28 protein-coding genes, 1 tRNA gene and 1 other RNA gene are annotated in these 25,243 nt (G+C 69.3%); 15 read left to right on the top strand and 15 right to left on the bottom strand.

Going from position 1 to position 25,243, the window contains the following annotated elements:
* Positions 1–3: 3 nt before the first annotated feature.
* On the bottom strand, positions 4–669 hold the full coding sequence (locus AB1285_RS08215; protein ID WP_187663900.1) for an SIMPL domain-containing protein: 666 nt from the start codon (positions 667–669) through the stop codon (positions 4–6).
* A 141-nt stretch (positions 670–810) separates the two neighbouring features.
* Between AB1285_RS08215 and ssrA the strand changes: the two genes are divergently transcribed.
* Positions 811–1,180: a transfer-messenger RNA gene (gene ssrA, locus AB1285_RS08210) on the top strand.
* Between the two features lie 64 nt (positions 1,181–1,244).
* Here ssrA and AB1285_RS08205 read toward each other — a convergent pair.
* On the bottom strand, positions 1,245–1,589 hold the full coding sequence (locus AB1285_RS08205) for a hypothetical protein (protein ID WP_292797168.1): 345 nt from the start codon (positions 1,587–1,589) through the stop codon (positions 1,245–1,247).
* 262 nt (positions 1,590–1,851) lie between these two features.
* Here AB1285_RS08205 and AB1285_RS08200 point away from each other — a divergent pair, with 262 nt between their 5' ends.
* Entirely contained in the window at positions 1,852–2,193 is a 342-nt protein-coding gene (locus AB1285_RS08200) for a hypothetical protein (protein WP_187663902.1), read from the top strand.
* A gap of 25 nt (positions 2,194–2,218) precedes the next feature.
* Here AB1285_RS08200 and AB1285_RS08195 read toward each other — a convergent pair whose 3' ends face one another.
* From AB1285_RS08195 to AB1285_RS08185, 3 genes are all read right to left on the bottom strand, one after another.
* Positions 2,219–2,395, bottom strand: coding sequence for a hypothetical protein (locus AB1285_RS08195; RefSeq protein WP_187663903.1), 177 nt, complete (start codon positions 2,393–2,395; stop codon positions 2,219–2,221).
* Between the two features lie 92 nt (positions 2,396–2,487).
* On the bottom strand, positions 2,488–3,036 hold the full coding sequence (locus AB1285_RS08190) for a hypothetical protein (RefSeq protein ID WP_280566405.1): 549 nt from the start codon (positions 3,034–3,036) through the stop codon (positions 2,488–2,490).
* A gap of 15 nt (positions 3,037–3,051) precedes the next feature.
* Positions 3,052–3,849, bottom strand: a complete 798-nt coding sequence (locus AB1285_RS08185) for an inositol monophosphatase family protein (RefSeq protein WP_280566402.1) — start codon at positions 3,847–3,849, stop codon at positions 3,052–3,054.
* A 155-nt stretch (positions 3,850–4,004) separates the two neighbouring features.
* On the opposite strand from AB1285_RS08185, the gene AB1285_RS08180 reads away from it, so the two are divergent.
* Positions 4,005–4,077 (top strand) — tRNA-Lys (locus AB1285_RS08180).
* A 229-nt stretch (positions 4,078–4,306) separates the two neighbouring features.
* Here AB1285_RS08180 and AB1285_RS08175 read toward each other — a convergent pair.
* From AB1285_RS08175 to AB1285_RS08140, 8 genes are all read right to left on the bottom strand, one after another.
* Positions 4,307–4,582 (bottom strand): hypothetical protein, encoded by a 276-nt coding sequence (locus AB1285_RS08175; RefSeq protein WP_268776422.1) that lies wholly within the window; start codon positions 4,580–4,582, stop codon positions 4,307–4,309.
* Between the two features lie 29 nt (positions 4,583–4,611).
* Positions 4,612–4,863 (bottom strand): hypothetical protein, encoded by a 252-nt coding sequence (locus tag AB1285_RS08170; protein ID WP_187663907.1) that lies wholly within the window; start codon positions 4,861–4,863, stop codon positions 4,612–4,614.
* A gap of 81 nt (positions 4,864–4,944) precedes the next feature.
* Positions 4,945–5,286: an ATP-dependent DNA ligase gene (locus tag AB1285_RS08165; RefSeq protein ID WP_187663908.1), complete on the bottom strand. Its 342-nt coding sequence runs from the start codon at positions 5,284–5,286 to the stop codon at positions 4,945–4,947.
* Between the two features lie 145 nt (positions 5,287–5,431).
* Positions 5,432–6,124: an SOS response-associated peptidase gene (locus AB1285_RS08160; RefSeq protein ID WP_268776420.1), complete on the bottom strand. Its 693-nt coding sequence runs from the start codon at positions 6,122–6,124 to the stop codon at positions 5,432–5,434.
* A 77-nt stretch (positions 6,125–6,201) separates the two neighbouring features.
* Positions 6,202–6,684, bottom strand: a complete 483-nt coding sequence (locus AB1285_RS08155) for a YbaK/EbsC family protein (RefSeq protein WP_370428915.1) — start codon at positions 6,682–6,684, stop codon at positions 6,202–6,204.
* Positions 6,685–6,705: 21 nt separating this feature from the next.
* Entirely contained in the window at positions 6,706–7,944 is a 1,239-nt protein-coding gene (locus AB1285_RS08150; protein WP_268776418.1) for an MFS transporter, read from the bottom strand.
* Entirely contained in the window at positions 7,941–8,378 is a 438-nt protein-coding gene (locus tag AB1285_RS08145) for a MarR family winged helix-turn-helix transcriptional regulator (protein ID WP_259953925.1), read from the bottom strand. Before AB1285_RS08145 ends, AB1285_RS08150 begins: the two co-directional genes overlap by 4 nt.
* A gap of 35 nt (positions 8,379–8,413) precedes the next feature.
* On the bottom strand, positions 8,414–9,202 hold the full coding sequence (locus AB1285_RS08140) for an IclR family transcriptional regulator (protein WP_259953924.1): 789 nt from the start codon (positions 9,200–9,202) through the stop codon (positions 8,414–8,416).
* Positions 9,203–9,305: 103 nt separating this feature from the next.
* Here AB1285_RS08140 and AB1285_RS08135 point away from each other — a divergent pair, with 103 nt between their 5' ends.
* The 3 genes from AB1285_RS08135 to AB1285_RS08125 are packed head-to-tail and all read left to right on the top strand — an operon-like array spanning position 9,306 to position 11,924.
* A complete protein-coding gene (locus tag AB1285_RS08135) occupies positions 9,306–10,079 on the top strand; it encodes a CoA transferase subunit A (protein WP_292797183.1) in 774 nt (257 codons plus the stop codon).
* Position 10,080: 1 nt separating this feature from the next.
* Positions 10,081–10,743, top strand: a complete 663-nt coding sequence (locus tag AB1285_RS08130) for a CoA transferase subunit B (protein WP_259953922.1) — start codon at positions 10,081–10,083, stop codon at positions 10,741–10,743.
* A complete protein-coding gene (locus AB1285_RS08125) occupies positions 10,740–11,924 on the top strand; it encodes an acetyl-CoA C-acetyltransferase (RefSeq protein ID WP_187663916.1) in 1,185 nt (394 codons plus the stop codon). Before AB1285_RS08130 ends, AB1285_RS08125 begins: the two co-directional genes overlap by 4 nt.
* Positions 11,925–11,945: 21 nt before the next feature.
* On the opposite strand, the gene AB1285_RS08120 is transcribed toward AB1285_RS08125, so the two are convergent.
* Complete coding sequence (locus AB1285_RS08120; protein WP_025103262.1) at positions 11,946–12,245, bottom strand: hypothetical protein; 300 nt, start codon at positions 12,243–12,245, stop codon at positions 11,946–11,948.
* Between the two features lie 206 nt (positions 12,246–12,451).
* Between AB1285_RS08120 and AB1285_RS08115 the strand changes: the two genes are divergently transcribed.
* The 8 genes from AB1285_RS08115 (at position 12,452) to AB1285_RS08080 (ending at position 22,586) form a co-directional block, all read left to right on the top strand.
* Positions 12,452–13,708 carry an MFS transporter gene (locus AB1285_RS08115; protein WP_370428914.1) on the top strand — a complete coding sequence of 419 codons (1,257 nt, stop codon included), beginning with the start codon at positions 12,452–12,454 and terminating at the stop codon, positions 13,706–13,708.
* Between the two features lie 65 nt (positions 13,709–13,773).
* Entirely contained in the window at positions 13,774–15,180 is a 1,407-nt protein-coding gene (locus AB1285_RS08110) for an alpha,alpha-trehalose-phosphate synthase (UDP-forming) (RefSeq protein ID WP_187663918.1), read from the top strand.
* Between the two features lie 40 nt (positions 15,181–15,220).
* On the top strand, positions 15,221–16,018 hold the full coding sequence (gene otsB / locus AB1285_RS08105; RefSeq protein ID WP_187663919.1) for a trehalose-phosphatase: 798 nt from the start codon (positions 15,221–15,223) through the stop codon (positions 16,016–16,018).
* Positions 16,019–16,027: 9 nt separating this feature from the next.
* A complete protein-coding gene (gene ilvD / locus AB1285_RS08100) occupies positions 16,028–17,746 on the top strand; it encodes a dihydroxy-acid dehydratase (protein ID WP_259953917.1) in 1,719 nt (572 codons plus the stop codon).
* A 70-nt stretch (positions 17,747–17,816) separates the two neighbouring features.
* The gene (locus tag AB1285_RS08095) at positions 17,817–19,616 is read left to right on the top strand and encodes an acetolactate synthase large subunit (RefSeq protein ID WP_259953916.1); all 1,800 of its coding nucleotides are present in this window, start codon (positions 17,817–17,819) and stop codon (positions 19,614–19,616) included.
* 3 nt (positions 19,617–19,619) lie between these two features.
* Positions 19,620–20,129, top strand: coding sequence for an acetolactate synthase small subunit (gene ilvN, locus AB1285_RS08090; RefSeq protein WP_025103268.1), 510 nt, complete (start codon positions 19,620–19,622; stop codon positions 20,127–20,129).
* Positions 20,130–20,188: 59 nt separating this feature from the next.
* The gene (gene ilvC, locus AB1285_RS08085) at positions 20,189–21,217 is read left to right on the top strand and encodes a ketol-acid reductoisomerase (RefSeq protein ID WP_292797197.1); all 1,029 of its coding nucleotides are present in this window, start codon (positions 20,189–20,191) and stop codon (positions 21,215–21,217) included.
* Between the two features lie 103 nt (positions 21,218–21,320).
* Positions 21,321–22,586, top strand: coding sequence for an alpha-L-fucosidase (locus AB1285_RS08080; RefSeq protein ID WP_187663922.1), 1,266 nt, complete (start codon positions 21,321–21,323; stop codon positions 22,584–22,586).
* 19 nt (positions 22,587–22,605) lie between these two features.
* On the opposite strand, the gene AB1285_RS08075 is transcribed toward AB1285_RS08080, so the two are convergent.
* Positions 22,606–23,757: an ROK family transcriptional regulator gene (locus AB1285_RS08075; protein ID WP_187663923.1), complete on the bottom strand. Its 1,152-nt coding sequence runs from the start codon at positions 23,755–23,757 to the stop codon at positions 22,606–22,608.
* A gap of 199 nt (positions 23,758–23,956) precedes the next feature.
* Here AB1285_RS08075 and AB1285_RS08070 point away from each other — a divergent pair, with 199 nt between their 5' ends.
* Positions 23,957–25,216 carry an ABC transporter substrate-binding protein gene (locus tag AB1285_RS08070; protein ID WP_060920976.1) on the top strand — a complete coding sequence of 420 codons (1,260 nt, stop codon included), beginning with the start codon at positions 23,957–23,959 and terminating at the stop codon, positions 25,214–25,216.
* The last annotated feature ends 27 nt before the right edge of the window (positions 25,217–25,243 follow it).

Here is a 25,243-nt window from a genome sequence, read left to right as displayed (position 1 = left end):
GGGTCAGCGAGCGAGGAACCGCGCCTCGACGGTTGCCGTGAGCACGATATCCTGCGGCTCGTACTCCATGGCCGGGGCGGCATCGGCCGCGAAGGCGACGGCGCCGCGTGCCTTCCCGAGCGGAGCGCCCGGCGCCGGCGTCGTGGAGGAGAGCAGGCCGGTGTCAGCGATCTCCACGGGAGTCACCTGGGCGAGACCGAGAGCAGCGGCGTAGGCCTCGGCCCTCGTCACGGCCACGCCGACGGCCTGTGCGGCGACCTCTCGTTCCACGCGGACGCGGGTCTCCGGGGTGAGATGCCAGTCGACCCAACCGATCTCGACACCGTCCCACGCGGAGATATCGGAGATCCAGAGGGAAAGCTCCGAGGCCTCCGCGAAGGTCGCGGTCACGTCGATGCTCGCGTAGTACACCGGGGCGAGACGCTTCCCCTCGGCATTCCACGGGCGCTCGGCACGCACCGAGAGTCGCGTGCTGCTCCAGTCGAGGGCGGTGCCGGCATCCACACGTCCCACGATGCTGCTGCGGACGGGTTCGGTCAGACGCAGGACGTGGTCGACGACGGTCGCGCGCTCCGGACCCTCTGCGCGCACCGTGACGCGGATGGTCGCCCGTTCCGGCGACAGACGCGCCTCGTGTTCGCCGCGGACGGTGACTGTCACATCGCTCATGGGCCGACTCTACGCGACGGGCATCGGCGGCGGGGAATGGCGGCCGAGGCGCGAACGTTGTAGTCTGAGATACTCGGGTGCTCATCGCCCGGGAGTGACAATTCCACAGTGTGACAGCGGCTCCTTCGAGAGAAGGACCACGGGGCTGATCGGTTTCGACAGCGCCTGTGAATCCACGAGAAGCGGGCCGAGGATGCAGAGTTATCTCGTAAACGCTCTCTGCAAAACAATAGTTGCCGAAACCAAGCGCAACGACTTCGCCCTCGCTGCCTAAGCGAGCCCGATAGTCCGTCAGACCGTATGTGATTCCGATACGGATCCTGGCGTCATCTAGGAATCTTGCTGCGTGACGGCGTCTGGACGTCACGTGGGACTCTTCCCAGGCTGGGCTCGTCGACTTAGGTGTCTGTGACAAAGGTCGGAGCCGAGCAGAACGCTTCCACAGACTGCGCCCGGAGAAGGCGTGGAGACTCAGCGTTGGACGGGGGTTCGATTCCCCCCAGCTCCACCAGGTCGCTGTCACCAGAAAGAAGCCCCGGTGGCTCGGACTCTCGTCCGGGACACCGGGGCTTCTCCTATGAGGTCACCCAGCGGACGCCGTCGGCGTCCGGATGGAAGCGGTGCGCGGCGTCCGTCTCCAGCTCCTCCATGAGGGGGACGATGACGCTCCACAGCGCCCAGTGCTCTGATGTCCCCTCTCCGCCCTGGACACGACCCTCCCACCGCGCGGCATTCGGGAGCGCCACGCGCATGCCGAATCGCGAGCCGGCGGGGTCGGCCACCTGAGCAGTCAACGATCCGGCATCGACCGTCACCTCCGTCAGCTGGAATCCCGAGGGCACGAGGATCGTTCCCCGCGCCCTGGCCCACGCCTCGCGGACTGCTGCCACCAGCGGCTCCGCAACGACATCGATCGTCATGAGAAGTCCTTCCGATCATGAGCGCCGGGCGATGATCGGCGTGACCGGCCATCGACGCTCGCACCTCTCGTATCTCGCACGAGTCCCCTGATCCGGCCAGAGTATCGACGTATGCCAGGAGCCGTCTGTCCCCTCTTCGGGGGACGTCACTCAGCGGTGGGCGCTCATACAGACATGCTCGCGCTCAGATCCCGGCGGCCATGAACTCCAGAGGACCTGACTGCCTCTGGTGACGGATGGAACGCGGGCCTACGATTCGCACATGGGGTTCATCATGTACGACGGCACGAGCCAGCTCCACATCGAAGACCGAGCGCTCGCGCACCTCAAGGTCGTGATCGCGACGAAGCTCCGACGCAACGAGAGCTTCACGGTGTCCTGGACCCACCCCGAGGGAGAGGCCTACGGTCGCTCTACGATCTGGCTGCATCCGGCGATCCCGCTGCGCTTCACGTTCGAAGGTCGGGAGCCGCCGAAACTGAATCCGCAGTGGATCGAGGATCTGATGCAGTCGGCCAACTCGACTGGGGGGATCCACCTCGTCGACGAGATCGTCCAGGGGTCGACGCCCGGACGAGACGACAGGAGCCCCGCCTCGTCATGAGGCGGGGCTCCTGTGTTCGACAGGCTCAGTGCGAGCGGTCCGGATCCTCCGCGAGGACGTCGTCCCCGTCATCGTCGGACCCATCCGTGGGCGGAACCGTTCGCGGCTCGCCCTTGTTGTCCTCGGCGCCGAGGTTGTCGTTCTCCTCCGGGCCGGGGGAGGGCTCGGTGCTGATGTCGTTGCGGTCGCTGTCGTTAGCCATGCGCGTTCCTTTCCTCGACGAATACCTCCAGCATGCTCTCTCCGCGGAGAGGAGCCCAGACGCTTGACAACGTCGTCGGGATGATGCGCTGCTCAGTCCCGGCCTTCGACCAGAAGCAGCCCCTGTTTGGTGTCGGCGACCTTCACCCAGCCGTCGCCGAAGAGGTACGTCATGCCGTAGCCGTCTTCGTCGGTGCTCATCGCGTACTGAGGGTCCTCCGTGACGTAGACGCCCTGGGCGCTCTCCTCGCTCCGCCAGCCCTCGTCCTCGAGGCCCTCCCGCGCCCGTTCGGCGTCGGCGGGGGAGAGCGCAGACCAGCCGTACATCTGACCGTGATCGGACGGGACGGTGAAGTCCGCCCAGAAGCACAGGAGTCCCTCCGAGAGCTCGACGCCGCCGACGCGGAATTCCCGCGGCTCGGCGGTCCACCCGGCTTCGGTGAGGGCGGCGACCGTGCCCTCCGAGATCATCGACTCGCACGTCAGCTCATCCGTGGCCGCCGGCGTCGCCGCGGCGTCACCCGCGGCGGACGTGGGCTCCTGCGAGGGCGACGGGTCGGGTGCGCCGTCGTCGGTACACGCCGTGAGGAGCGCCCCGATCAGTACGAGGCTGGTCAGAGCCGCGAGTCGTCGGGGGTTCATGGTGCCTCGGAGGTATCAGTCGTGCAGAAGACGGAGGAAGTCGTCGTGAAGGATGCCGTTGGTGGCGAGTGTCGAGCGCGCCGAGATCGTCTCGGAACCGTCGAAAGCCGTCATGCGCCCACCCGCCTCGGTGACAATGGCCACGGCGGCGGCGATGTCGTATTCCTTCACATCGAACTCGGCGACGGCTTCCAATCGTCCCTCCGCCAGGAGCATGTACGCATAGACATCGCCGTACGCCCGATCGCGCCAGACGTGCTCGCTCAGACGCAGCAGGGCGTCCAGCTGCCCGGCGTCGCGCCACTGGGCGATGCTCTGGAAACTCACGCTGGCCTCATCCAGCGCCGAGACGGAGGAGGTGGCGAGGCGTCGCTCCGTGCGGTCATCGACGGTCCAGGCGCCGTGTCCCGTCGCCGCCCACCACCGTCGACCGAGCGCCGGCATGCTGACCACGCCGACCCGTGGCACACCGTCGATCGCGAGAGCGATCATCGTGCCCCACAGCGGGACGCCCCGGAGGAAGTTCGCCGTGCCGTCGATCGGATCGATGATCCACTGCCGGACGGTGCTGCCCTGGGCGCCGAACTCCTCGCCGAAGATGCCGTCGTCGGGACGTTCCTCCTCGAGGAGTCGGCGGATCGCGCGCTCCGTGGCGAGGTCGGCGTCGGTCACGTGGGAGTGATCCGCCTTCGTGGAGATCTCCAGATCCGCAGCGTCGAACCGGGGGAGCGACTGCGCGTCCGCGGCGTCGGCGAGGCGAAGGGCGAGCTGGAGATCTGCGCGCAGGTCAGCGGCGTCGGAAGTGGCGGTCACGCTCTCAGAATAGTCGCCGTCATCGACGCAGCCGCAGAGACCATCGGCCAGGATCGCGGGGCGAAACGCCCGAGCCACGCCCGGGTCGCCGTGGATTTCGTCTCGACGCCAACCGCTGGTAATGTAATTCCTCGGTCGGGGTTATCCCGGGCCACGCACCTCTAGCTCAATCGGCAGAGCAACTGACTCTTAATCAGTGGGTTCAGGGTTCAAGTCCCTGGGGGTGCACGGAACAAGCCTCAGAGATCTCGCCATCTCCGAGGCTTTTTCTTTTGTCTGTACGAACGAGACGCTCGCTGCATCCACGGTCGCGTCCATGCCGGCCGCCAGGGTGCTCTTAGCGGGATCGAAACCGCACCTCTGCAGGCTAGGGCAGGAGCCTTTTCGAGCCCGCACGGAGCGTGCGGGTCGACCTGCGCGAGGGGGGAAACGCGCGCTCGGGTGGGCGGTTCGCGCGTCAGGCGCGACGGACGGACAGCAACTGCCAGCCCTCGGGCACTTTGGCCTCGATGCCTGCCATGTCGTCGGCCTCGATCTGCTCGACGCCGTCGATGCGATGGAACGTTCCCGTCGCCTCCATCTTCGCCTCGCCCTTGAGCATGCGCACCGGGGCGGACGTGAGCGCGTAGCCCGGCTCGCGATGAGCATCGAGCTGCGTGTGGACGTCTTCGAGGGATGTCCCGGTGACGTCGACGGTCATGGATCCTCGGGGGCGGATGAGAGCGACGAGCATCGGTCCAGTCTACGAGCGGGCCGTGCTCCTCAGAGATCCCAGTCGAGCGTCGAACGGGCGTCGATGGGGGCATCCTGCCCCGTGTCCTCGCGGATGAGGTAGACGACCACCCGGGATTGGGCCGTGATGAGCACGCTCGTCAGCGCATCGCCCGTCGCCAAGTCGACGAAGGTCGGTTGCGAGCGGGCGGCCGCTTCGATCCGAGACATGAGGTCCGCGACGTCCGTGCTGCGAGGCAGGAGGAAGTCGTGCCCATCGATCTCGATGTGCGTCGTCGTCATTCCCGTATGGTTCCCCATGGCTCCACGGTACGAAGGGACAGGACCGATACGAAGGGGGGTTGAACCCGCTCCGTCGGCGTGTTAGGAGCGCGTGAGAGCGCTCTCGCGCTCGTCCGGCTGCTGCTGCTCCGCGGGCTCGGGGACGAGATACAGCCCGCTCGGGGCGTTCGCCGTGAATGCGAGAGCCTCGATCCAGGCGCGGTTCACGCTGGGCTGCCGGCTGCCGTGGTACTTGTACACGAGCGAGCTGCCGGCATGGATCCAGACCGTCGTCCGGCCGCCGCCCATGCTGACGTCGTCCTTCCACGTGAAGCCGAAGGGCTCGCCACGGCGGAGCTTCGCGGTCATGACCAGCTGGATGTGAGTGAGAGCGCGGTCTTCGATATCGACCTTGACGCTGTTCTCGTAGATGAACTTGCCCATTGCAAGATTCCCTTCTCGCCACGGGAACCTGTGCCAAGAGGCGCGGACGCGATGACCGCTGGTGTGGGGTGTGCTCAGCGTTTCACACTTCTGCCCGTTCTCCTACCCGACCGGGGTGTCGTGCGTCGTCGCGTGTCTCCCCGTTTCAGGCCACCGGATCGAGAAGCGTGGGATCGGACGGGTCGACGGTGCGGGTGTTGCTCACCTTGCGGTCCACGACGTGGCCGCGGAGCGTCGCCGCGACGTCGGCGGAGGTGTGATCGAGCATTGCCAGCGTGTCCAACTTGGTCTGCCCGGCGAGCTTCTCCGGTGTGAGCCAGGCGTCCCACGTGTCGGGGGTCAGGAAGGCGGGCATCCGGTCGTGCACCTCGCCGCCGGCGTCGCGCGCCTCCCTGGTGACGACGACGAAGCAGCGCACCTTCTCGCCCTCGTGCTCCATCGACCAGGTGAGGCCGGCGGCGGCGAGCAGGCCGTCCCCGTGGAGGAAATGCGGCGTCTTGTGCCCCTTCTCACCTGTCCACTCGAAGTACCCGCGCATCGGGACGAGGCAGCGGGCCGCGGAGAACGCCGGCGCCCAGAATCCGGCGGCGAGCTTCTCCATCCGTGCATTGATCAGCGGGGCGCGCTGGGGACGGTTGGGGGGACTCTGCCAGTCCCACCGCACGAGTTCGAGGATGTGGCCCTCACCCCGGTCCCGGACGATGGGGGCGCTCTCGGTGGGCGCGATCGAGTAGGCGCCGTGCCAGGACTTCCACCAGTCCTCCGGTCGGCCGCCCTCGGCGACGAACTCCCGGATCAGCTCGTCCGTCGTCGCGTCGTTCGCGAATCGTCCGCACATGTCGTCGCCTCCCTGTCGTCGGTCACCCGACCGCGGCCGGTATCGCCTCCATCATGGGGCATGGCGCGGACATCCGGTCAGACGACCTCGATCACCGTGCCGGCGGTGAGGCTCGACAGCTGGGCGAAGGTCAGCGGCATGACGGTGTGCGGATGGCCCGCCGCCGCCCAGATCGCGTCGTGCTGCTGCAGGGCGCTGTCGATGAAGGTGGGGAGGGGTGCGGGATGGCCGACGGGCGCCACGCCGCCGATCGCCTGTCCTGTGGCCTCACGGACGACGGCGGGTTGCGCCATGGCCACCGCACGCGCCCCGATGCTCCGCGCGAGAACGGCGAGATCCGCCCGGTGCCCGCCGCTGGTCATGACGAGGACGGGGCGGCCGTCGGCGAGGAAGACGAGACTGTTGGCGATCGCGGCGACGTCGCAGTCGATGGCGGCCGCCGCCTCCGCAGCGGTGCGTGCCGAGTCCGGCAGGACCCGGATCTCGGTCTCGACACCGGCCGCAAGGAGGTGCTCCTGCACCCGTCGGCTGCGCTCGGGGAGGGAAGAGGGGTCGCTCATGCCCCCACGGTAGTCGAGCGGTCAGCCGGCGTCACCGACGAGGATCGCCGCCGCGTCCTCCGCGGTCGCGTCTGCAGGTTCGTCGTCGATGTGCGCGAGGACCTTCCGGCCGAGGAGGATCGTCAGCGCTGCCAGAAGGACGGCGGCGGCGGCGAAGAGGTACGGCACGGTCGCGCTGAACAGGTGCCACAGGAGCGCCGCGATCGGCGGGGCCATCGCGCCGCCGAGGAAGCGGACCGCGGAGTAGGCCGAGGAGGCGACGGAGCGGGGGAGGTCGGTCGCCTCCATCACGGCTTCGGTCAGCACGGTGTTCATGACGCCGAGCAGCAGGCCGCCCACGATGATGCACACGACGAGAGAGGCAGGTTCGGCGACCACCAGCCCCGCGACGACGAGGTCGACGGCGAGCAGCGGCAGCACGGTGAGGATGACGTGGGTCCTCGGCATCCGGCGCATCAGCACGGGCGCGACCCACACGCTGGTGACCGCGAGGGCGACGCCCCAGCCGAAGAACGTCAGGCCGATGCCCATGGCCCCGAAGCCCAGGGGGAACGGCGAGAACGCCAGCAGCACGAAGAAGCCGATGTTGTAGAACAGGGCGGCCACGGCGAGGATCGCGAGAGCGGGACGGCGCAGAGCGGTGAAGGGGGCGGAGAACTTCACGGGGGTGCGCTTCTCGCCCGGCCCTCGCAGCAGCACCAGGACGGCGATGAACGCGATGGCCATCAGGGCGACGACGCCGAAGAACGGTCCGCGCCAGCTCTGCTCGCCGAGGATGCCGCCGAGCAGCGGGCCCACGGCGATGCCGAGGCCGAGAGCAGCCTCGTACAGCACGATCGCCGCACTGCTGCCGCCGGATGCCGCGCCGACGATGGTGGCCAGCGCGGTCGAGATGAACAGCGCGTTGCCCAGACCCCAGCCGGCCCGGAATCCGATGACGGCGTCGACGCTGCCGCTGATCGCGCAGAGGAAGGCGAACACCACGATCAGGCCGAGTCCGACCAGGAGCGTGGCCTTGGCGCCGATCCGGCTGGAGATCCAGCTCGTGACGAGCATCGCGAGGCCGGTGACCAGGAGGTAGCTGGTGAACAGGAGCTCCGTCTCGACCGGCGTCGCTTCCAGGGACTCCGCGATCGCCGGGAGGATCGGATCGACGAGGCCGATGCCCATGAAGGCGACGACGCACGCGAAGGCGACGGCCCACACCTGGGCGGGCTGCTTCCAGACCGATGGGGTGCGGGATGCGGGGGCGGTGTTCAACGGATCTCTCCTGTCCGGTCTGCGGAGGTGCGGGCGGCGAGGATCTCTGCCGCACGGGTGAGGGCGTGCCAGTCATCGTCGTCGAGGTCGGCGAACCGCGGCGCGATCGTCTCCCGGAACTCGGAGCGCCAGGCAGTCAGGGCCGCCGTCCCGTCCCGGGTCACGGCGACGACGGTGGCACGGGAGTCGTCGGCATCGGGGGAGCGATGCACGAGACCCTCGCGTTCGAGCGTGCCGAGCAGCCGGGTCATCCCGGGCTGCGTGGTGCGAGCTGCTGCGGCGAGCTCGCCGACACGGCGGGGACCGGACTGATCGAGCAGGCTGAGCACCCGCCACTGCGCCGCGGGGGCGTCGTTCCCTGCGTCCTGGGCGGCGATGCGGCCCAGCGCGTACCCCGACAGGACGAGTGACGGGATGACCTCCGAGCGATTCATACCAGAAAGTATATACCTACTGATATGTATCGAGGTCACCGCCGGGCGTGGGCGATCCTCGCCGAGAGCTGATGGGCGTGGGCGAGGAGGATCCGGCCCAGCTCGGCCTGACGCTCCGGGCCGAAGCGGAAGGCGACACCGGTGAGGCTGAGCGCCCACTCCGGGCGCCCTGCACGGTCGAACACCGCCGCGCCGAGGCCCCAGCTCCCCTCGACGATCAGGCCGGGGTTGACGGCGAATCCGCGTTCCTTCGTCTCGGCGAGGCGCTTCCGCAGCGGGCGCTCGCCATGAGCGCGCCCCCAGCTCTCGACGAGCTCAGGATGGCGCTCCAGATAGGCATCCACATCATGGTCGGGGAGGAACGCGAGGATCGCGAGGCCGGCGCTCGCCACTCCGAGCGGGAAGCGCACCCCCTCGCTCAGCACGAAGGAGCGGATGGGGAACGAGCCCTCCTCGCGCAGCAGGCAGACCGTCTCGTCCGCGCGCCGGACGGAGAAGAAGGCGCTCTCCTCGGTCTTCACGGCGAGCGACCGCACGATGTCCCGGGCCAGGGCCGTCACGTCGTATCGAGCGGCGGCCACGGATCCCATGAGGAAAAGCTCGGGTCCCGGCATCCAGCGGCTGCTGTCGCCGTCCCGGTCCACGAGCCCCTCCACGCGCAGGGCGCTGAGCAGGCGATGCGTCGTGGGGCGGGAGAGACCGGCGCTGCCGGCGAGTTCCTGCAGGGTGGCGCCGTCGGTGCCGGCGGCCGTCACCAGTCGCAGGAGCCGCGCCGCCCGCGCGACAGCCTGAGTGCCGGGGACGGGGTTCGTCGCAGTGTCCACATCGTGGACGCTAGTGGCGCGGGCGTCCACATCGCAAGAGGGAGCTGGCCGTGACTCCGCCGGGGCGGGAGGCTGGTGGGGACACGGAACCGAAGGAGCAGACGTGATCGACAAGCAGTGGGAATCCGCGGAGGCCGCCGTCGCCGACATTCCGGACGGCGCTTCGCTCGCCGTCGGAGGCTTCGGACTCTCCGGGAACCCGATCGCGCTCATCGAAGCGCTCCTCGCACAGGGCACGACCGACCTGAGCGTGGTGAGCAACAACTGCGGGGTGGACGACTGGGGGCTCGGCGTGCTGCTCGCCGCGCAGCGCATCCGCAAGATGACCTCGTCGTACGTGGGGGAGAACAAGGAGTTCGAGCGGCAGTTCCTGTCCGGGGAGCTCGAGCTGGAGCTGACGCCGCAGGGCACGCTCGCCGAGAAGCTGCGAGCGGGAGGATCCGGGATCGCCGCGTTCTACACCCAGACGGGCGTCGGCACCCAGGTGGCCGACGGGGGCCTGCCCCGCCGGTATCACCCCGACGGATCGATCGCGGTGGGATCACCGCCCAAGGACGTGCGCACGTTCGCGGTGCACGGCGAGCCCCGCGAGTTCGTGCTGGAGGAGGCCATCACCACCGACTTCGCCCTGGTGCATGCGGCGCGCGGCGACCGGCACGGCAACCTCGTGTTCCGCAAGGCAGCCCGGAACTTCAACCCGCTCGCCGCGATGGCCGGACGCGTGTGCATCGCGCAGGTGGAGCGGCTCGTGGAACCGGGGGAGCTGGATCCGGACACGATCCACTTGCCCGGGGTCTTCGTGCACCGGATCGTCGAGGTCGGCGAGGACATCCCCAAGCGCATCGAGCGGCGGACCGTCGCCGCGGAAGGAGCCTGACATGGCGCTCACCAGAGATCAGATGGCCGCGCGCGCTGCGGTCGAGCTCCCGGACGGCGCGTACGTGAACCTCGGCATCGGCCTGCCCACGCTCGTCCCGAACCACGTCCCGTCCGACGTGACCGTGGTGCTGCAGTCGGAGAACGGCATCCTCGGGGTCGGGCCCTACCCGCGGGAGGACGAGGTCGACCCGGATCTCATCAACGCGGGGAAGGAGACGGTGACCACGCTCCCCGGAGCGGCGTTCTTCGACTCCGCCCTCAGCTTCGGCATGATCCGCGGCGGGAAGATCGATGCCGCCATCCTCGGGGCGATGCAGGTCTCTGCCTCCGGCGACCTCGCGAACTGGATGATCCCGGGCAAGATGGTCAAGGGCCCCGGGGGCGCCATGGACCTCGTGCACGGCGCCGGACGGGTGATCGTGCTGATGGAGCACGTCGCCAAGGACGGCTCGGCGAAGATCGTCGACGCCTGCACGCTGCCGCTGACCGGCCGCGGCGTCGTGGACCGGATCATCACGGACCTCGCGGTGATCGACGTGACGCGGGAGGGCCTCGTGCTGGTCGAGGTCGCGCCCGATGTCACGGTGCAGCAGGTACGGGAGGCCACGGAGCCGTCCCTCCGCCTCGCCCCGGAACTGGAGAACGGAAGGACCGAGCAATGAGTGAGAACGATGTCGTCATCGTCGCCGCGGCGCGCACCCCGCAGGGCCGGCTGAAAGGACAGCTCGCCGCCTTCACCGCGCCGCAGCTCGGATCGTTCGCGATCCGCGGCGCCCTGGAGCAGGGGGGAGTGGATCCGGCAGACGTCGACGCGGTGATCGTGGGACAGGTGCTCGCCGCCGGATCCGGGCAGAACGCCGCCCGTCAGGCGGCGATCGGCGCAGGGATCGGCTGGGACGTGCCCGCGCACTCCGTGAACAAGGTGTGCCTGTCCGGGCTCACCGCGGTGATCGACGCGGCGCGCATGATCCGGACCGGGGACGCCGAGGTGGTCGTCGCCGCCGGCATGGAGTCCATGACCCGCGCGCCGCACCTGCTCATGGGATCGCGCGACGGCTGGACCTACGGCACCGTCGAGGTCCTCGACCACATGGCCTACGACGGGCTGACGGACGCCTACGACCGGGAGAGCATGGGCGCGTCGACGGAACGGCACAACGCGCGATACGAGCTCACCAGAGAGATGCAGGACCAGGTGGCGGCGCTCTCGCATCAGCGGGCCGCCGCCGCCCAGGAGAGCGGGGTGCTGGACGCGGAGATCGTCGCCGTCGAGGTGCCGCAGCGCCGGGGCGAGCCCGTGCGGGTGACCCGAGACGAGGGGGTGCGCCCCGAGACCACGGTGGAGACCCTCGCGGGACTGCGTGCCGCCTTCGCCGAGGGCGGGTCGATCACCGCAGGCAACTCGTCCCAGATCTCGGACGGCGCCTCCGCCGTGGTCGTCACGACGCGTGGGACGGCCGAGGCCAAAGGCTGGCCGGTGCTCGTGACCGTCGGGGCGAGCGGCCAGACCGCCGGCCCGGACAACTCGCTCCAGGCGCAGCCGGCGCGGGCGATCGAGCAGGCGTGCCGAAAACAGGGCATCACGCCGCAGGATCTGGATCTCGTGGAGATCAACGAGGCGTTCGGGGCCGTGGTCGCCCGCTCGCAGACCGAGCTCGGGCTGCACGGCGACATCGTCAACGTGCACGGCGGCGGCATCGCGATCGGTCATCCGATCGGCGCCTCCGGCAACCGTCTCGTGGTGCACGTCGCGCACGAGCTGGCCCGCCGGGGTGGCGGAACCGCGGCGGTCGGCCTGTGCGGCGGCGGCGGTCAGGGCGAGGCGCTGATCCTCACCCGTTGACGCGGGAGGCGCGGGGGTGCGTCAGGACCGCTTGTCCTGGGCGTGCCCCTGCGCATCGGCGAGGGCCTTCTGCGAACGGAACTGCAGACGCTGCGCCTTCTTGGACTTCTTCACCGACTGTGGGGAGTCGGCGTCCACCGGCACGCCGTGGCGTTCGCGGCGCATGTCGACGACCGCGCCGACCGCGAGCGCCATCGTGATGCCCCAGCTCACCCACGACAGGAGCGAGCGCCAGGTGATGGGTTCATTGCGGGTGCCGCGCAGCAGCGAGATCCCAGCCGAGATCGCGGCGACGAGTCCGGTGCTGAAGAGGTAGCGCATGCCCCTACGGTACCCGCAGCCGGGGCGCGGGGGACGGAGCCTTGACAAGCCGGGGGAGAGGCTGGCAGGGCGTCCGTCCAGGGCCACCGGATATCATGGGAGGGTCGCGGTTCACCCGCGGCCGCAGAAACCGTGTATCTACCGGCCGTCGGCGTCTCCGGCGGACAGCGGCGGCACCCGACACGCGTCATCGACGCGCGAGAGCCATGACACACACCAGCACCACGCCTGACACCGCCGAGCCGAGCCTCTTCCGCCTCGCCGGCCTGCCGTACTTCCTCATCGCGTTCATCGCGCGACTGCCGTTCGCCATGATGGTGGTCGGCGTCCTCACCGTCGTCGTGTCGGCGCGGGGGTCGCTCTCCCTCGGCGGACTCACTTCGGCTGCGGTCGGTCTCGGTACCGCCTGCTTCGGACCGCTCCTGGGCGCCGCCGCCGACCGCTTCGGTCAGCGCACGGTCCTCCTCGCGCTCGCCGTGGGCAACGCGGCGATGCTCCTGCTCTTCACGGCGGTCGTCTACGGCCCGGCCGCTGACGGGTTCGTGCTCCTCGCCGCGATCGGCATCGGCGCGACCGCGCCCCAGGTGGCGCCGCTCTCGCGCTCCCGGTTGGTGACGATCATCGGCGAGTGGATGCCCGCGGAGCGCCGCGCGCGCACCGTCTCCGGCACGATGGCGTACGAGTCGGCCGCGGACGAGACCGTCTTCGTCTTCGGGCCCTTCCTCGTGGGTGTGCTCGCCTCGGCGCTCGCGCCGTGGGCCCCGCTGGTCGGGGCCGCCGCGCTGACCCTGGTGTTCGTCGGAGCCTTCGCCCTGCACCCGAGCGGGCGGCACGTCTCCCAGGACCGCACCGACGACGGTCGGGCACCGTCCGCCGTGTCCGACCTGTTCCGTCCGCAGCTCCTCATCGTCGTCCTCGGCATCCTCGGCGTCGGGATCTTCTTCGGCACCATGCTCACCACGCTCACCTCGTTCATGGCCGACCTCGGAGCCCCGGAGCAGGCGGGGCTGCTGTACGGCGTGATGGGCGTCGGCTCCGCGCTGCTGGCCCTCGGCGTCGCCTGGCTCCCCGTCCGGTTCTCCCTGCGCGCGCGCTGGCTCGTGTTCTCGGGGATCCTGCTCGCCGGATCGCTGCTCCTCGGCATCGTCGACTCCCCGGCGGGCATGATGCTGGCCCTGGCCATCATGGGCATCGGCATCGGTCCGACCCTCGTCACCCAGTACAGCTTCGGAGCCGCTCGAAGCCCCCGTGGCCGGTCGGCGACGGTGATGACGATGCTCGGCTCCGGCGTGATCGTCGGTCAGTCGATCGGCGCCGCGGTGGCGGGGGAGATCGCTGAGAGCCTCGGCACCTCCGCTGCGCTCGTCCTCCCGATGATCGCGGCCGGCATCGCGTTCGCGGCGGGCCTCGGGAACTGGGCTCTCAGCGGTGTGCACCGCGCGGCGTCCGCTGTCAAGGCCTGAGGGAGGACCGGCGGTCGGCGCGCATCCTCGATAGGTTGGAAGCTACTGGACCGAGGAGTGCCCCTGTGACCGCTGCTGATTTCGTCGTCGTCGCCAACCGCCTCCCGGTGGACCGGGTCGTGGGCCCCGACGGCGAGGAGACCTGGCGGACGTCGCCCGGCGGCCTCGTCGCCGCGCTCGAGCCCATGATGCGCCGCGTACACGGCGCCTGGGTCGGCTGGCCGGGCCAGCCCGACGTGGAGCTCGAGGCCTTCGACGCCGACGGCATCCACCTGATCCCGGTGGCGTTGAGCTCCGACGAGGTCGCCGACTACTACGAGGGCTTCGCCAACGACACGATCTGGCCGCTGTACCACGACGTCATCGCGCCGCCGCAGTATCACCGCGAGTGGTGGGACGCGTACGTGCGGGTGAACCGACGCTTCGCGGAGGCGGCCGCGGCCGCGGCCGCGCAGGACGGCACCGTCTGGGTGCACGACTATCAACTCCAGCTGGTGCCGCAGATGGTCCGCGAGCTGCGCCCCGACGTCACCATCGGCTACTTCCACCACATCCCCTTCCCGGCCCACGGCCTCTATGCCCAGCTTCCCTGGCGGGACCAGGTGCTGCGCGGACTGCTCGGCGCCGACGTCATCGGCTTCCAGCGGGCGCAGGACGCGACCTACTTCCTCACCGCGGTCCGGCGCCGGCTGCGCTACGAGGTGAAGGGGTCGAGCATCGCGGTCCCGGATGAGGGGGGCTCGCGGACGGCCATCGCCAAGGCCTTCCCGATCTCCATCGACACCGCCCCGTACCTCGAACTCGCCGCCCGCGAAGACGTCAGGGCGCGGGCCGCGGAGATCCGCGCCAGCCTCGGCAACCCCAAACGCATCCTCCTCGGCGTCGACCGCCTGGACTACACCAAGGGCATCGGGCACCGGATCAAGGCATACGGCGAGCTCCTCGAAGACGGCCGCCTGGACGTGGAGGACGTCACCCTCATCCAGGTGGCGAGCCCGAGCCGGGAGCGGGTCGACGCCTATGCGCACCTCCGGGACGAGATCGAGCTCGCGGTGGCCCGCATCAACGGCGACCACGACACGGTCGGTCACTCCGCCATCCGCTACCTCCACCAGGGGTACCCGCGCGAGGAGATGGTCGCTCTGTACCTCGCGGCCGACGTCATGCTCGTGACAGCGCTGCGTGACGGCATGAACCTGGTGGCGAAGGAGTACGTGGCCACCCGGACAGACAACCGCGGCGTCCTCGTGCTCAGCGAGTTCACCGGCGCGGCGGACGAGCTCCGCCAGGCCGTGCGCGTCAACCCGCACGACATCGCGGGCCTCAAGGACGCGATCATGGAGGCGGTGGAGATGTCCCCCGCCGAGCAGGCGCGGCGCATGCGCTCCCTCCGCCGCCGGGTGCTGGACAACGATGTGAACGCCTGGTCGTCATCCTTCCTCGACGCTCTGGCCGACGTCCGCCGCCGCTGACCGCACTCCCTGCACACCCTTCTTCTCGATCGGAGACACCGTGACGCGCCCCTGGATCCCCGGAACCGCCGACGCCGACCTCACCGCCCTCGCGACGACGCCGCGCTTGGTCGTGGCCCTCGACTTCGACGGCACCGCGTCCCCGCTCGTCGCGGACCCGATGGCCGCGCGGGCGCTGCCGGAGGTCGCCGTGCAGATGGCCCGTCTCGCGGCGATGCCCGACACGATCGTCGCCTACGTCTCCGGTCGCAGCATGCACGACCTCAGAGAGATCACCGAGCACACCGACGACTCCGTGGTCGTCCTCGCCGGCTCCCACGGCGCGCAGTACTGGTTCCCCGGTGAGGGTGCCGCCGACGCCCCGGGGGACACGACCGAGCTCGGGGCGCGCGAGGAGCTGTGGGCCGCCGCGCAGCCGATCATCGACCGCTACGAGGGCGCGGAGCTGGAGCCGAAGACCTTCGGCATGGGCGTGCACACCCGTCGCGCGGACCGGGAGACGGAGGAGAGGGTCTTCGCCGAGATCGACGCCCTCGTCGCCGAGCGCTTCCCGCAGTGGCGCCGGCGCGCCGGCCATCGGGTGCTGGAGTTCTCGTCGCGGAACGAGGGCAAGGACGCCGCGATGATCGCCCTTCGGGAGCGCTTCGACGCGACGGGCATCCTCTTCGCCGGTGACGACGTGACAGACGAGGATGCGATGCGTGTGCTGCAGGAGGGCGACCTCGGTGTGCGCGTCGGACCGGGGGAGAGCGCCGCGACCCTCCGTGTGGACTCTCCACAACAGATCGCCGCGCTTCTGGAGACGCTCGCGAACGAGAGGGCCGTCGCGCAGGAATAGACTCTCGTCATGTCCTCGCATGATCCCTCCACCAGCGCGCCCATCGACATCAAGCCCCGCAGTCGCGTCGTCACCGACGGCATCGAGGCCACGACCTCCCGCGGCATGCTCCGCGCGGTCGGGATGGGGGACGCCGACTGGGACAAGCCGCAGATCGGTATCGCGTCCAGCTGGAACGAGATCACGCCCTGCAACCTGAGCCTCGACCGGTTGGCGCAGGGGGCGAAGGAGGGCGTGCACTCCGGCGGTGGCTACCCGCTGCAGTTCGGCACCATCTCCGTCTCGGACGGCATCTCGATGGGCCATGAGGGGATGCACTTCTCGCTCGTGTCGCGCGAGGTCATCGCCGACTCGGTCGAGACCGTGATGATGGCCGAGCGCCTCGACGGCTCCGTCCTGCTCGCGGGCTGCGACAAGTCGATCCCCGGCATGCTCATGGCCAGCGCGCGCCTCGACCTGTCGAGCGTCTTCCTCTACGCCGGGTCGATCGCGCCGGGCTGGGTCAAGCTCTCCGACGGCACCGAGAAGGACGTCACGATCATCGACTCGTTCGAGGCGGTCGGCGCCTGCCGTGCCGGCCTCATGAGCGAGGAGGACCTCAAGCGCATCGAGTGCGCCATCGCTCCCGGTGAGGGCGCGTGCGGCGGCATGTACACCGCCAACACCATGGCCTCCGTCGCCGAGGCGCTCGGGCTCAGCCTGCCGGGCTCCGCCGCGCCGCCCGCTGCCGACCGCCGCCGCGACTATTTCGCGCACCGGTCGGGCGAGGCCGTCGTCAACCTGCTCCGTCAGGGCATCACGACGCGCGACATCCTCACCAAGGAGGCGTTCGAGAACGCGATCGCTCTCGCGATGGCCCTCGGCGGCTCGACCAACGTCGTGCTCCACCTCCTCGCGATCGCCCGGGAGGCCGAGGTCGAGCTGAGCCTGCACGACTTCAACCGCATCGGCGACAAGGTCCCGCACGTGGCCGACATGAAGCCGTTCGGCAAGTACGTCATGAACGACGTCGACCGGCACGGCGGCATCCCCGTCATCATGAAGGCGATGCTCGACGAAGGGCTGCTGCACGGCGACGCGCTCACCGTCACCGGCAAGACGCTCGCCGAGAACCTCGCCGAGCTCGACCCGCAGCCGATCGACGGCGAGGTCATCCACACCTTCGACAACCCCATCCACGCCACCGGCGGCCTGACGATCCTGCACGGGTCGCTGGCTCCGGAGGGTGCCGTGGTCAAGACCGCCGGCTTCGACGCGGCCGTCTTCGAGGGTCCCGCGCGGGTCTTCGAGCGCGAGCGCGCCGCCATGGACGCGGTCGCCGCGGGGACCATCGAGCCGGGGACGGTCATCGTCATCCGGTACGAGGGCCCCAAGGGCGGACCGGGTATGCGCGAGATGCTCGCCATCACCGCGGCCATCAAGGGCGCGGGGCTCGGAAAAGATGTACTACTCTTGACGGACGGACGATTCTCAGGCGGCACAACCGGCCTGTGCATCGGACATATAGCACCCGAAGCGGTGGACGCAGGTCCTATCGCCTTCGTGCGCGATGGTGATCTGATACGGGTCGATATCGCAGCTCGCTCTCTCGACCTACTCGTCGACGAGGCGGAGCTCGCCTCCCGCCGCTCTGGCTGGGAGCCGCTTCCCCCGCGCTACACCCGAGGCGTTCTTGCCAAGTACTCGCGCCTCGTGCGGTCCGCCGCCGAGGGAGCGACGACCGGCTGATCCATCGACCGGCTCAGGAACCGCTCGATCGGAGCGCCGGTGTCCCGCACAGTTCATCAGAAGGAAAGTCATGACTGCTGACTCCGTCTCGGCCGTGCCGAGGCCGCCCGCCCGTCCATCCGCTCCGGAGATCACCGGTGCGGAGGCCGTCGTCCGCTCGCTCGAGCTTCTCGGTGTCACGGATGTCTTCGGCCTTCCCGGCGGCGCGATCCTCCCGGTCTACGACCCGCTGATGGATGCGTCGCAGCTGCGTCACATCCTCGTGCGGCACGAGCAGGGCGCGGGCCACGCGGCCGAGGGATACGCCTCCGCATCCGGCAAGGTCGGCGTGTGCATCGCCACCTCGGGCCCCGGGGCGACCAACCTCGTCACGGCGATCGCCGACGCCTACATGGACTCGGTGCCGCTGCTCGCGATCACCGGTCAGGTGTTCTCGACGCTGATGGGCACGGATGCCTTCCAGGAGGCCGACATCGTGGGGATCACGATGCCGATCACGAAGCACTCGTTCCTCGTGAAGGACGCCGCGGACATCCCCGGCGCCATCGCGGCTGCCTATGAGATCGCCGGCACCGGTCGCCCCGGTCCGGTGCTGGTGGACATCACCAAGGATGCGCAGCAGGCGACCGCGCCCTTCGTGTGGCCGCCGAAGATCGAGCTCCCCGGGTACCGCCCGGTGACGAAGGCGCACGGCAAGCAGATCCAGGCGGCGGCCGCGCTCCTCGCGGAGGCGAAGAAGCCGGTGCTGTACGTGGGCGGCGGTGTCGTCCGCGGCCGGGCCGCGGCCGAGCTGCTCGAACTGGCCGAGTCGACCGGTGCGCCCGTCGTCACGACGCTGATGGCGCGAGGTGCTTTCCCCGACTCGCATCCGCAGCACCTGGGAATGCCGGGCATGCACGGCACGGTCCCCGCCGTGCTGGCGCTGCAGGAGGCCGACCTCCTCGTCTCGCTGGGCGCACGGTTCGACGACCGCGTCACGGGCAAGGCGGCACTGTTCGCGCCGCACGCGAAGGTGGTGCACGTCGACATCGACCCGGCGGAGATCTCCAAGATCCGCACGGCCGACGTGCCGATCGTCGGAGACGTGCGCGACGTGCTCACCGATCTCGACGCGGCCTTCCGCGGAGCGACGGCAGACACGAAGCCCGACATCGAGGAGTGGTGGTCGTACCTCGACGGCCTCCGGAACGAGTTCCCCCTCGGGTACGCGCCGACGACCGACGGCCTGCTCGCGCCCCAGTACGTGATCCAGCGCATCGGCGAGCTCACCGGACCGGAGGGCATCTTCGCCTCCGGTGTGGGGCAGCACCAGATGTGGGCCGCGCAGTTCATCAAGTACGAGCGTCCGAACGCCTGGCTGAACTCCGGCGGTGCGGGCACGATGGGCTACTCGGTGCCGGCGGCCATGGGAGCGAAGGTCGCCGAGCCGGAGCGCCAGGTCTGGGCGATCGACGGCGACGGCTGCTTCCAGATGACCAATCAGGAGCTCGCCACCTGCGCGATCAACAACATCCCGATCAAGGTCGCGATCATCAACAACTCGTCGCTGGGCATGGTCCGGCAGTGGCAGACGCTGTTCTACGACGGCCGCCACTCCAACACCGACCTGAACACCGGGCACGGCACGATCCGCATCCCCGACTTCGTGAAGCTCGCGGAGGCATACGGCTGCCTCGCGATCCGCGTGGAGAAGGAGGAGGAGGTCGACGCCGCCATCCAGCTCGCGCTGGAGACGAACGACCGCCCCGTGGTGATCGACTTCGTGGTGAGCGCCGACTCCATGGTGTGGCCGATGGTGCCGCAGGGGGTCAGCAACAGCTATGTCCAGTACGCGCGCGACCACGCGCCCGCGTTCGACGAGGAGGACTGAGCCATGTCGACCCATGTCCTGAGCCTGCTGGTGGAGAACACCCCCGGCCTTCTGACCCGCGTCGCCGGCCTGTTCGCGCGCCGCGGCTTCAACATCGACTCCCTCGCCGTCGGCGTGACCGAGGTGCCGGGGATCTCCCGCATCACGGTCGTCGTCGACGTGGAGGAACTGCCGCTCGAGCAGGTGACCAAGCAGCTCAACAAGCTGATCAACGTCATTAAGATCGTCGAGCTCGACCCGGCGTCGTCCGTGCAGCGCGAGCACATGCTCGTGAAGGTGCGCACGGACAACGCCAGCCGCTCGAACGTGATCGAGGTCGTCAACCTCTTCCGCGCGTCGGTCGTCGACTACGCCGCCGACGCCCTCGTCATCGAGGTCACCGGCGACAAGGGCAAGGTCGAGGCGCTGCTTCGCGCTCTGGAGCCCTTCGGCATCAAGGAGATCGCCCAGTCCGGCCTCCTCGCGATCGGCCGCGGCGGCAAGAGCATCACCGAGCGCGTCTTGCGCGGCTGACCCTTCGACAGACTCTGGGACCGCGCGTCCCGCACAACCACAACCAAGGAGAGAAACCAGTGAGCACCGAGATCTTCTACGACGACGACGCCGACCTGTCCCTGATCCAGGGCAAGAAGGTCGCGATCGTCGGCTACGGCTCGCAGGGCCACGCCCACGCCCAGAACTTGCGCGACTCGGGTGTCGAGGTCGCGATCGCCCTCAAGGAGGGCTCGAAGTCCGCCGCGAAGGCCGAGGAGGCCGGCTTCCCCGTGAAGACCGTCGCCGAGGCGACCGAGTGGGCCGACGTCATCATGATCCTCGCGCCGGACCAGCACCAGCGCACGATCTACAGCGAGTCCATCGCCCCGAACCTGACGGCGGGCAAGACCCTGGCCTTCGCGCACGGCTTCAACATCCGCTTCGGCTACATCGACGCACCCGAGGGTGTCGACGTGATCCTCGTCGCCCCGAAGGCTCCCGGCCACACGGTGCGTCGCGAGTTCGTCGCCGGCCGCGGCATCCCCGACATCATCGCCGTCGAGCGTGACGCCTCCGGCCAGGCCTGGGACCTCGCGCTGTCGTACGCGAAGGCCATCGGCGGCACCCGTGCCGGCGTCATCAAGACGACCTTCACCGAGGAGACCGAGACCGACCTGTTCGGCGAGCAGGCCGTGCTCTGCGGCGGCATGAGCCACCTCGTCCAGGCGGGCTTCGAGACCCTCGTCGAGGCGGGCTACCAGCCGCAGATCGCCTACTTCGAGGTGCTGCACGAGCTCAAGCTCATCGTCGACCTCATGTGGGAGGGCGGCATCGCCAAGCAGCGCTGGTCGATCTCCGACACCGCCGAGTTCGGTGACTACGTGTCCGGCCCGCGCGTGATCGACGAGCGCGTCAAGGAGAGCATGAAGGGCGTCCTGTCCGACATCCAGTCCGGCGCGTTCGCGAAGCGCTTCATCGACGACCAGGACAACGGGGCCGAGGAATTCCTCGCCCTCCGCGCCAAGGAAGAGCAGCACCCGATCGAGGCGACCGGCAAGGAGCTGCGTTCGCTCTTCGCCTGGAAGCAGCAGGACGAGGACTACGTCGACGGTAGCGCCGCGCGCTGATTCGACTCGCGAACGAACGGGCGTCCCTCCGGGGGGCGCCCGTTCGGCGTTCCGTACGGCATTCCGCGGCGCAGACATCCGATGTCTGTGCCAGGATGGACGCATGCGACAGGAATGGTTTGATGACGCCCGCTTCGGCATGTTCGTCCACTTCGGCCTCTACAGCGGGGCCGCGCGGCACGAGTGGGTGCAGAACTACGAACGCCTCACCGACGAGGAGTACCGCCCGTACTTCGACAACTTCGATCCCGACCTCTTCGATGCCGCGGCCCTGGCGAAGACCGCCAAGGAGACGGGGATGGGCTACGTCGTGCTGACGACGAAGCACCACGACGGCTTCTGCCTCTGGGACTCGAAGCTGACCGACTTCACCTCCGTCGCGGCGGTCGGGCGCGACCTGGTGCGCGAGTACGTCGACGCCCTCCGTGCCGAGGGGATCCGGGTCGGCCTCTACCACTCGGTCATCGACTGGCATCACCCCGACTTCACGGTGGACTGGAACCACCCGCGACGCGACGACGAGAACGCGCACGCCCTGAACGAGGGGCGCGACATGGCCCGCTACCGCGAGTACCTGCACGGTCAGGTCCGCGAGCTGCTCACCGGGTACGGCGACATCGACTACCTGTTCTTCGACTTCACCTATCCCGAGTCCAAGGACGGCTGGGAGGGGAAGGGGCCGCAGGACTGGGACGCCGAGGCGCTGCTTGCGCTGTGTCGGGAGCTGCAGCCGGAGATGCTCGTCAACGACCGGCTCGGCATCCCCGCGGACTTCGTGACGCCCGAGCAGTATCAGCCGACGGCTCCCATCGTCCGCGACGGCGTGCCCCTCGTGTGGGAGGCATGCCAGACGCTCAACGGCTCCTGGGGGTACCACCGGGACAACACCGACCAGAAGTCGCCGGTGCTGCTCGCGCAGATGCTCGTCGACTCGGTGTCGATGGGCGGCAACATGCTCCTGAACATCGGCCCGGACGGGCGTGGGGCGATCGCGCCCCGGGATGCGGAGACCCTCGCCGAGATCGGGGAGTGGATGCGCCTGCACGACCGCGCCGTGATCGGGGCCGGTCACGCGCCGTTCACGCCGCCCCGTGAGGGCGTGTACACGCTCCGCGGCGACCGGCTCTACCTGAGCCTGTTCAGCTGGCCGCTGGGCTTCGTGCATCTGCCCGGTCTTGCGGGCAAGGTCTCGTATGCGCGGCTGCTGAACGACGGCTCCTGGCTGCGTACGAGCGTCAGCGACCCGGACCAGCAGGCCGACCTGATGACGCCGGCGGGCGAGGCCGAGGGGACGCTCACGGTGCATCTTCCGGTACGGCGTCCCGACGTGCTGATGCCGGTCATCGAACTGCGCCTTACGGGGGAGTGAGGCTGACGGTGGCGGCGGCTCAGGCCGTCGCCACCGGGATGTCCATGCCCTCGAGCGCGAGGCGGGCGGCGCCGTGCAGGATCGCGTCCGCGCCGGTGGCCGCGGCCTCGATCCGCAGGCGCTGGGTCGCGAGCGGGTGGCAGGCCTCGTAGACCCGGCTGCGCACCGCGGCGATGAACGGCTCGGAGGCGCTCATGCTCCCGGTGAGGAACAGGGCGTGCGGGTTGAAGAAGTTCACGACGCCGGACAGTGCCTGACCCAGGTGGGTCCCCGCGGTGCGGACGAGGGTCGTGGCGAGGGGGTCCGCGTCCCGCGCCAGCGTGAGGACGTCGGCCGTGGTGCGGACCTCGGTGTTGCCGCGCTCGCGCATCTGGCGGACGAGGCTCGCGCCGCTGGCCACGGTCTCCAGGCAGCCGGTGTTGCCGCAGGAGCAGGGGATGTCGCCGCTGCCGTCGATCCGCGTATGCGTGATGTCGCCGGCTGCGGCGGTCGCTCCCCGATGGATGTGCCCGTCCACGATGATCCCGCTGCCGATCGCGGTGCCCGCCTTGACGGTGATGCTGTGCTGGGTGTGCCCGAGCTGGCGACGGTGCTCGCCGAGCGCGGCGAGGTTGGCGTCGTTGTCGACGACGACGGGGACGCCGTGGCGCTCCGCGAGGTGCTCGCCGACGCGGAATCCGGGCCACCCCGGCATCCGCGAGGGCTGATCCACGGAGCCGGTCGCGACGTCGACGGGGCCGGGCAGGCTCACGCCGATCGCGTGGACCCGTGTCTCGGCGAGCAGGCGCTCGAAGACCTCCGACACTCTCTCCAGCGTCGCTTCCGGGCCGTCCGCGACGTCGATCGCGATGGTCTCCGAGTGGAGCAGGCCGCCGCTGAGGTCGTGCCGTCCGATGCGGGCATGGCGTCCGCCGAGATCGGCGGACAGCACGATGCCGTCGCCAGCGATCCGCAGCACGCGCGGCCGTCGTCCGCCGCGGGAGGTGCCGGCCCCCGCCTCCTCCAGCACGCCGGCATCGAGGAGCGCCTGTACGCGCAGGCCGACGGTCGACGCGGCCACGCCGAGGGCGGAGGCGAGTTCGGAGCGGGAGCGCGCCTGTCCGCGGGCGACGAAGTCGAGGATGCGCCGCGTGTGCGGGTCGTCGACGGTGGTGTCGGCGGGGTTCGTCATGGAGGCCCTTCGTCTCGAGGCATCGTCAGCGTAGCGGGGGTGCCGCGTGTTTCAGGCGAGTCACGAATTATCACCACCCTATAAACATCGGATGTTCAGCTTGCGGCACCTTGCGAACTATGACAGCGTAACTTCATACGAAATCCTAATTGGTTAGTTCGAGTCTCGAAATAACCTATCCCTTCTCAGGAGGCATTCAATGAAGAAGTTGCGTGTGGGGGCTGTCGCCGCTGTCGCGGGCGTGGCCGTGGCGATGACCGGCTGTGCGAGCAGCGGGGGATCCGGGGGCTCGGCCGACGGCGACACCATCGTGGTGGACATGTGGGCCGGCAGCGAGTCGGACGTCGATGCGCTGGAGGCGCAGATCGAGTTCGCGCAGAAGCAGAACCCGGACATCAAGATCAAGCTGCAGACGTCGCCGTGGAGCGACTTCTTCACCAAGCTCACGACCAACATGGCCAGCGGCAACATGGCGTGCATCACCGGCATGAGCGGCGCGCAGCTCGGCGGCTACACGGCCGGCTTCCGCGAGCTCAGCGACGAGGATCTCAAGACCGCGGGCATCGACTGGTCGGAGTTCAACCCGAGCGCCGACGGCATCCTCAGCTTCGAGGGCAAGGTCTACGGCGTGCCGTTCGACGTCGCCACGATGCTCGTCTACTACAACCAGGACATGCTCAGCGCCGCCGGTGCCGCCACGCCGGAGATCGGCTGGACGTTCGACGACTTCGACACGATCGCCGCCGACGCCACGAAGGACGGCAAGTACGGCTTCGGCATGGGCATGGGCGGCTACCAGTGGATGTCGATGCCGATCGCGTACTCCGCCACGCAGCCCGCCTCCGAGGACGGCACGCTGCACATCGACGACGAGGACTTCGTCGACGCCGCGTCCTGGTACGCCGGCCTGGTCACGGAGAAGAAGGTCGCGGCTCCGGTCGCCTCCGCCTCCGACACCGGCTGGGGCGAGAACCAGTACACGGGTGGCAACGCGGCCATGGCCGTCGACGGCACCTGGAACGCCGTCAGCTACCTCAACAACGAGTCCGGCTTCGCCGCCGGCATGGTGCCGCTGCCCGCGGGCGTGGACGGCAACCCCGGTCCCATCCTCGGCTCCGGCTACGGCATCGCCGAGAACTGCAAGAACCCGGAGGCCGCGCTGAAGGTGCTCGGCTCCCTCGTCGGCGAGGACGCGCAGGACTACATCGCGTCGTCCGGCCGCTCCTACCCGGCCCGCATCTCGTCGCAGCCGCTGTACTTCGAGTCGATTGACGAACAGTACCGCGACCAGGTCCAGTCGGTGTTCGAGGCCGCGTTCGGTGACACGGTGCCGCTGTACATGACCAAGAACTGGCAGAAGCTCGACAGCTACATCCAGCCCAACCTCGTCAGCGTCTACAACGGCCAGATGACGATGGAGGAGCTGCTGTCGAACGCCCAGGCGCAGTTCGGCGAGTGAGCCGGATCCGGCCCGCACAGCAGTAAC

The sequence above is a fragment of the Microbacterium sp. NRRL B-14842 genome, assembly GCF_050470785.1.
Note: the sequence above shows the minus strand (reverse complement) of the source record. Positions and strands in the feature narration are given on the sequence as shown.

What these genes read in the sequence shown, in the direction of transcription:
- AB1285_RS08080 (WP_187663922.1), top strand. Translation starts at nt 21,321, where the DNA reads ATGCGACAGGAATGGTTTGATGACGCCCGCTTCGGCATGTTCGTCCAC.
- AB1285_RS08205 (WP_292797168.1), bottom strand. Translation starts at nt 1,589, where the DNA reads ATGACGATCGATGTCGTTGCGGAGCCGCTGGTGGCAGCAGTCCGCGAG.
- AB1285_RS08145 (WP_259953925.1), bottom strand. Translation starts at nt 8,378, where the DNA reads ATGAATCGCTCGGAGGTCATCCCGTCACTCGTCCTGTCGGGGTACGCG.
- AB1285_RS08195 (WP_187663903.1), bottom strand. Translation starts at nt 2,395, where the DNA reads ATGGCTAACGACAGCGACCGCAACGACATCAGCACCGAGCCCTCCCCC.
- AB1285_RS08075 (WP_187663923.1), bottom strand. Translation starts at nt 23,757, where the DNA reads ATGACGAACCCCGCCGACACCACCGTCGACGACCCGCACACGCGGCGC.
- AB1285_RS08125 (WP_187663916.1), top strand. Translation starts at nt 10,740, where the DNA reads ATGAGTGAGAACGATGTCGTCATCGTCGCCGCGGCGCGCACCCCGCAG.
- AB1285_RS08165 (WP_187663908.1), bottom strand. Translation starts at nt 5,286, where the DNA reads ATGGGCAAGTTCATCTACGAGAACAGCGTCAAGGTCGATATCGAAGAC.
- AB1285_RS08095 (WP_259953916.1), top strand. Translation starts at nt 17,817, where the DNA reads ATGACTGCTGACTCCGTCTCGGCCGTGCCGAGGCCGCCCGCCCGTCCA.
- AB1285_RS08170 (WP_187663907.1), bottom strand. Translation starts at nt 4,863, where the DNA reads ATGACGACGACGCACATCGAGATCGATGGGCACGACTTCCTCCTGCCT.
- AB1285_RS08070 (WP_060920976.1), top strand. Translation starts at nt 23,957, where the DNA reads ATGAAGAAGTTGCGTGTGGGGGCTGTCGCCGCTGTCGCGGGCGTGGCC.
- ilvN (WP_025103268.1), top strand. Translation starts at nt 19,620, where the DNA reads ATGTCGACCCATGTCCTGAGCCTGCTGGTGGAGAACACCCCCGGCCTT.
- AB1285_RS08190 (WP_280566405.1), bottom strand. Translation starts at nt 3,036, where the DNA reads ATGAACCCCCGACGACTCGCGGCTCTGACCAGCCTCGTACTGATCGGG.
- AB1285_RS08215 (WP_187663900.1), bottom strand. Translation starts at nt 669, where the DNA reads ATGAGCGATGTGACAGTCACCGTCCGCGGCGAACACGAGGCGCGTCTG.
- AB1285_RS08155 (WP_370428915.1), bottom strand. Translation starts at nt 6,684, where the DNA reads ATGAGCGACCCCTCTTCCCTCCCCGAGCGCAGCCGACGGGTGCAGGAG.
- AB1285_RS08200 (WP_187663902.1), top strand. Translation starts at nt 1,852, where the DNA reads ATGGGGTTCATCATGTACGACGGCACGAGCCAGCTCCACATCGAAGAC.
- ilvD (WP_259953917.1), top strand. Translation starts at nt 16,028, where the DNA reads ATGTCCTCGCATGATCCCTCCACCAGCGCGCCCATCGACATCAAGCCC.
- AB1285_RS08175 (WP_268776422.1), bottom strand. Translation starts at nt 4,582, where the DNA reads ATGCTCGTCGCTCTCATCCGCCCCCGAGGATCCATGACCGTCGACGTC.
- AB1285_RS08130 (WP_259953922.1), top strand. Translation starts at nt 10,081, where the DNA reads ATGGCGCTCACCAGAGATCAGATGGCCGCGCGCGCTGCGGTCGAGCTC.
- AB1285_RS08120 (WP_025103262.1), bottom strand. Translation starts at nt 12,245, where the DNA reads ATGCGCTACCTCTTCAGCACCGGACTCGTCGCCGCGATCTCGGCTGGG.
- AB1285_RS08160 (WP_268776420.1), bottom strand. Translation starts at nt 6,124, where the DNA reads ATGTGCGGACGATTCGCGAACGACGCGACGACGGACGAGCTGATCCGG.
- AB1285_RS08115 (WP_370428914.1), top strand. Translation starts at nt 12,452, where the DNA reads ATGACACACACCAGCACCACGCCTGACACCGCCGAGCCGAGCCTCTTC.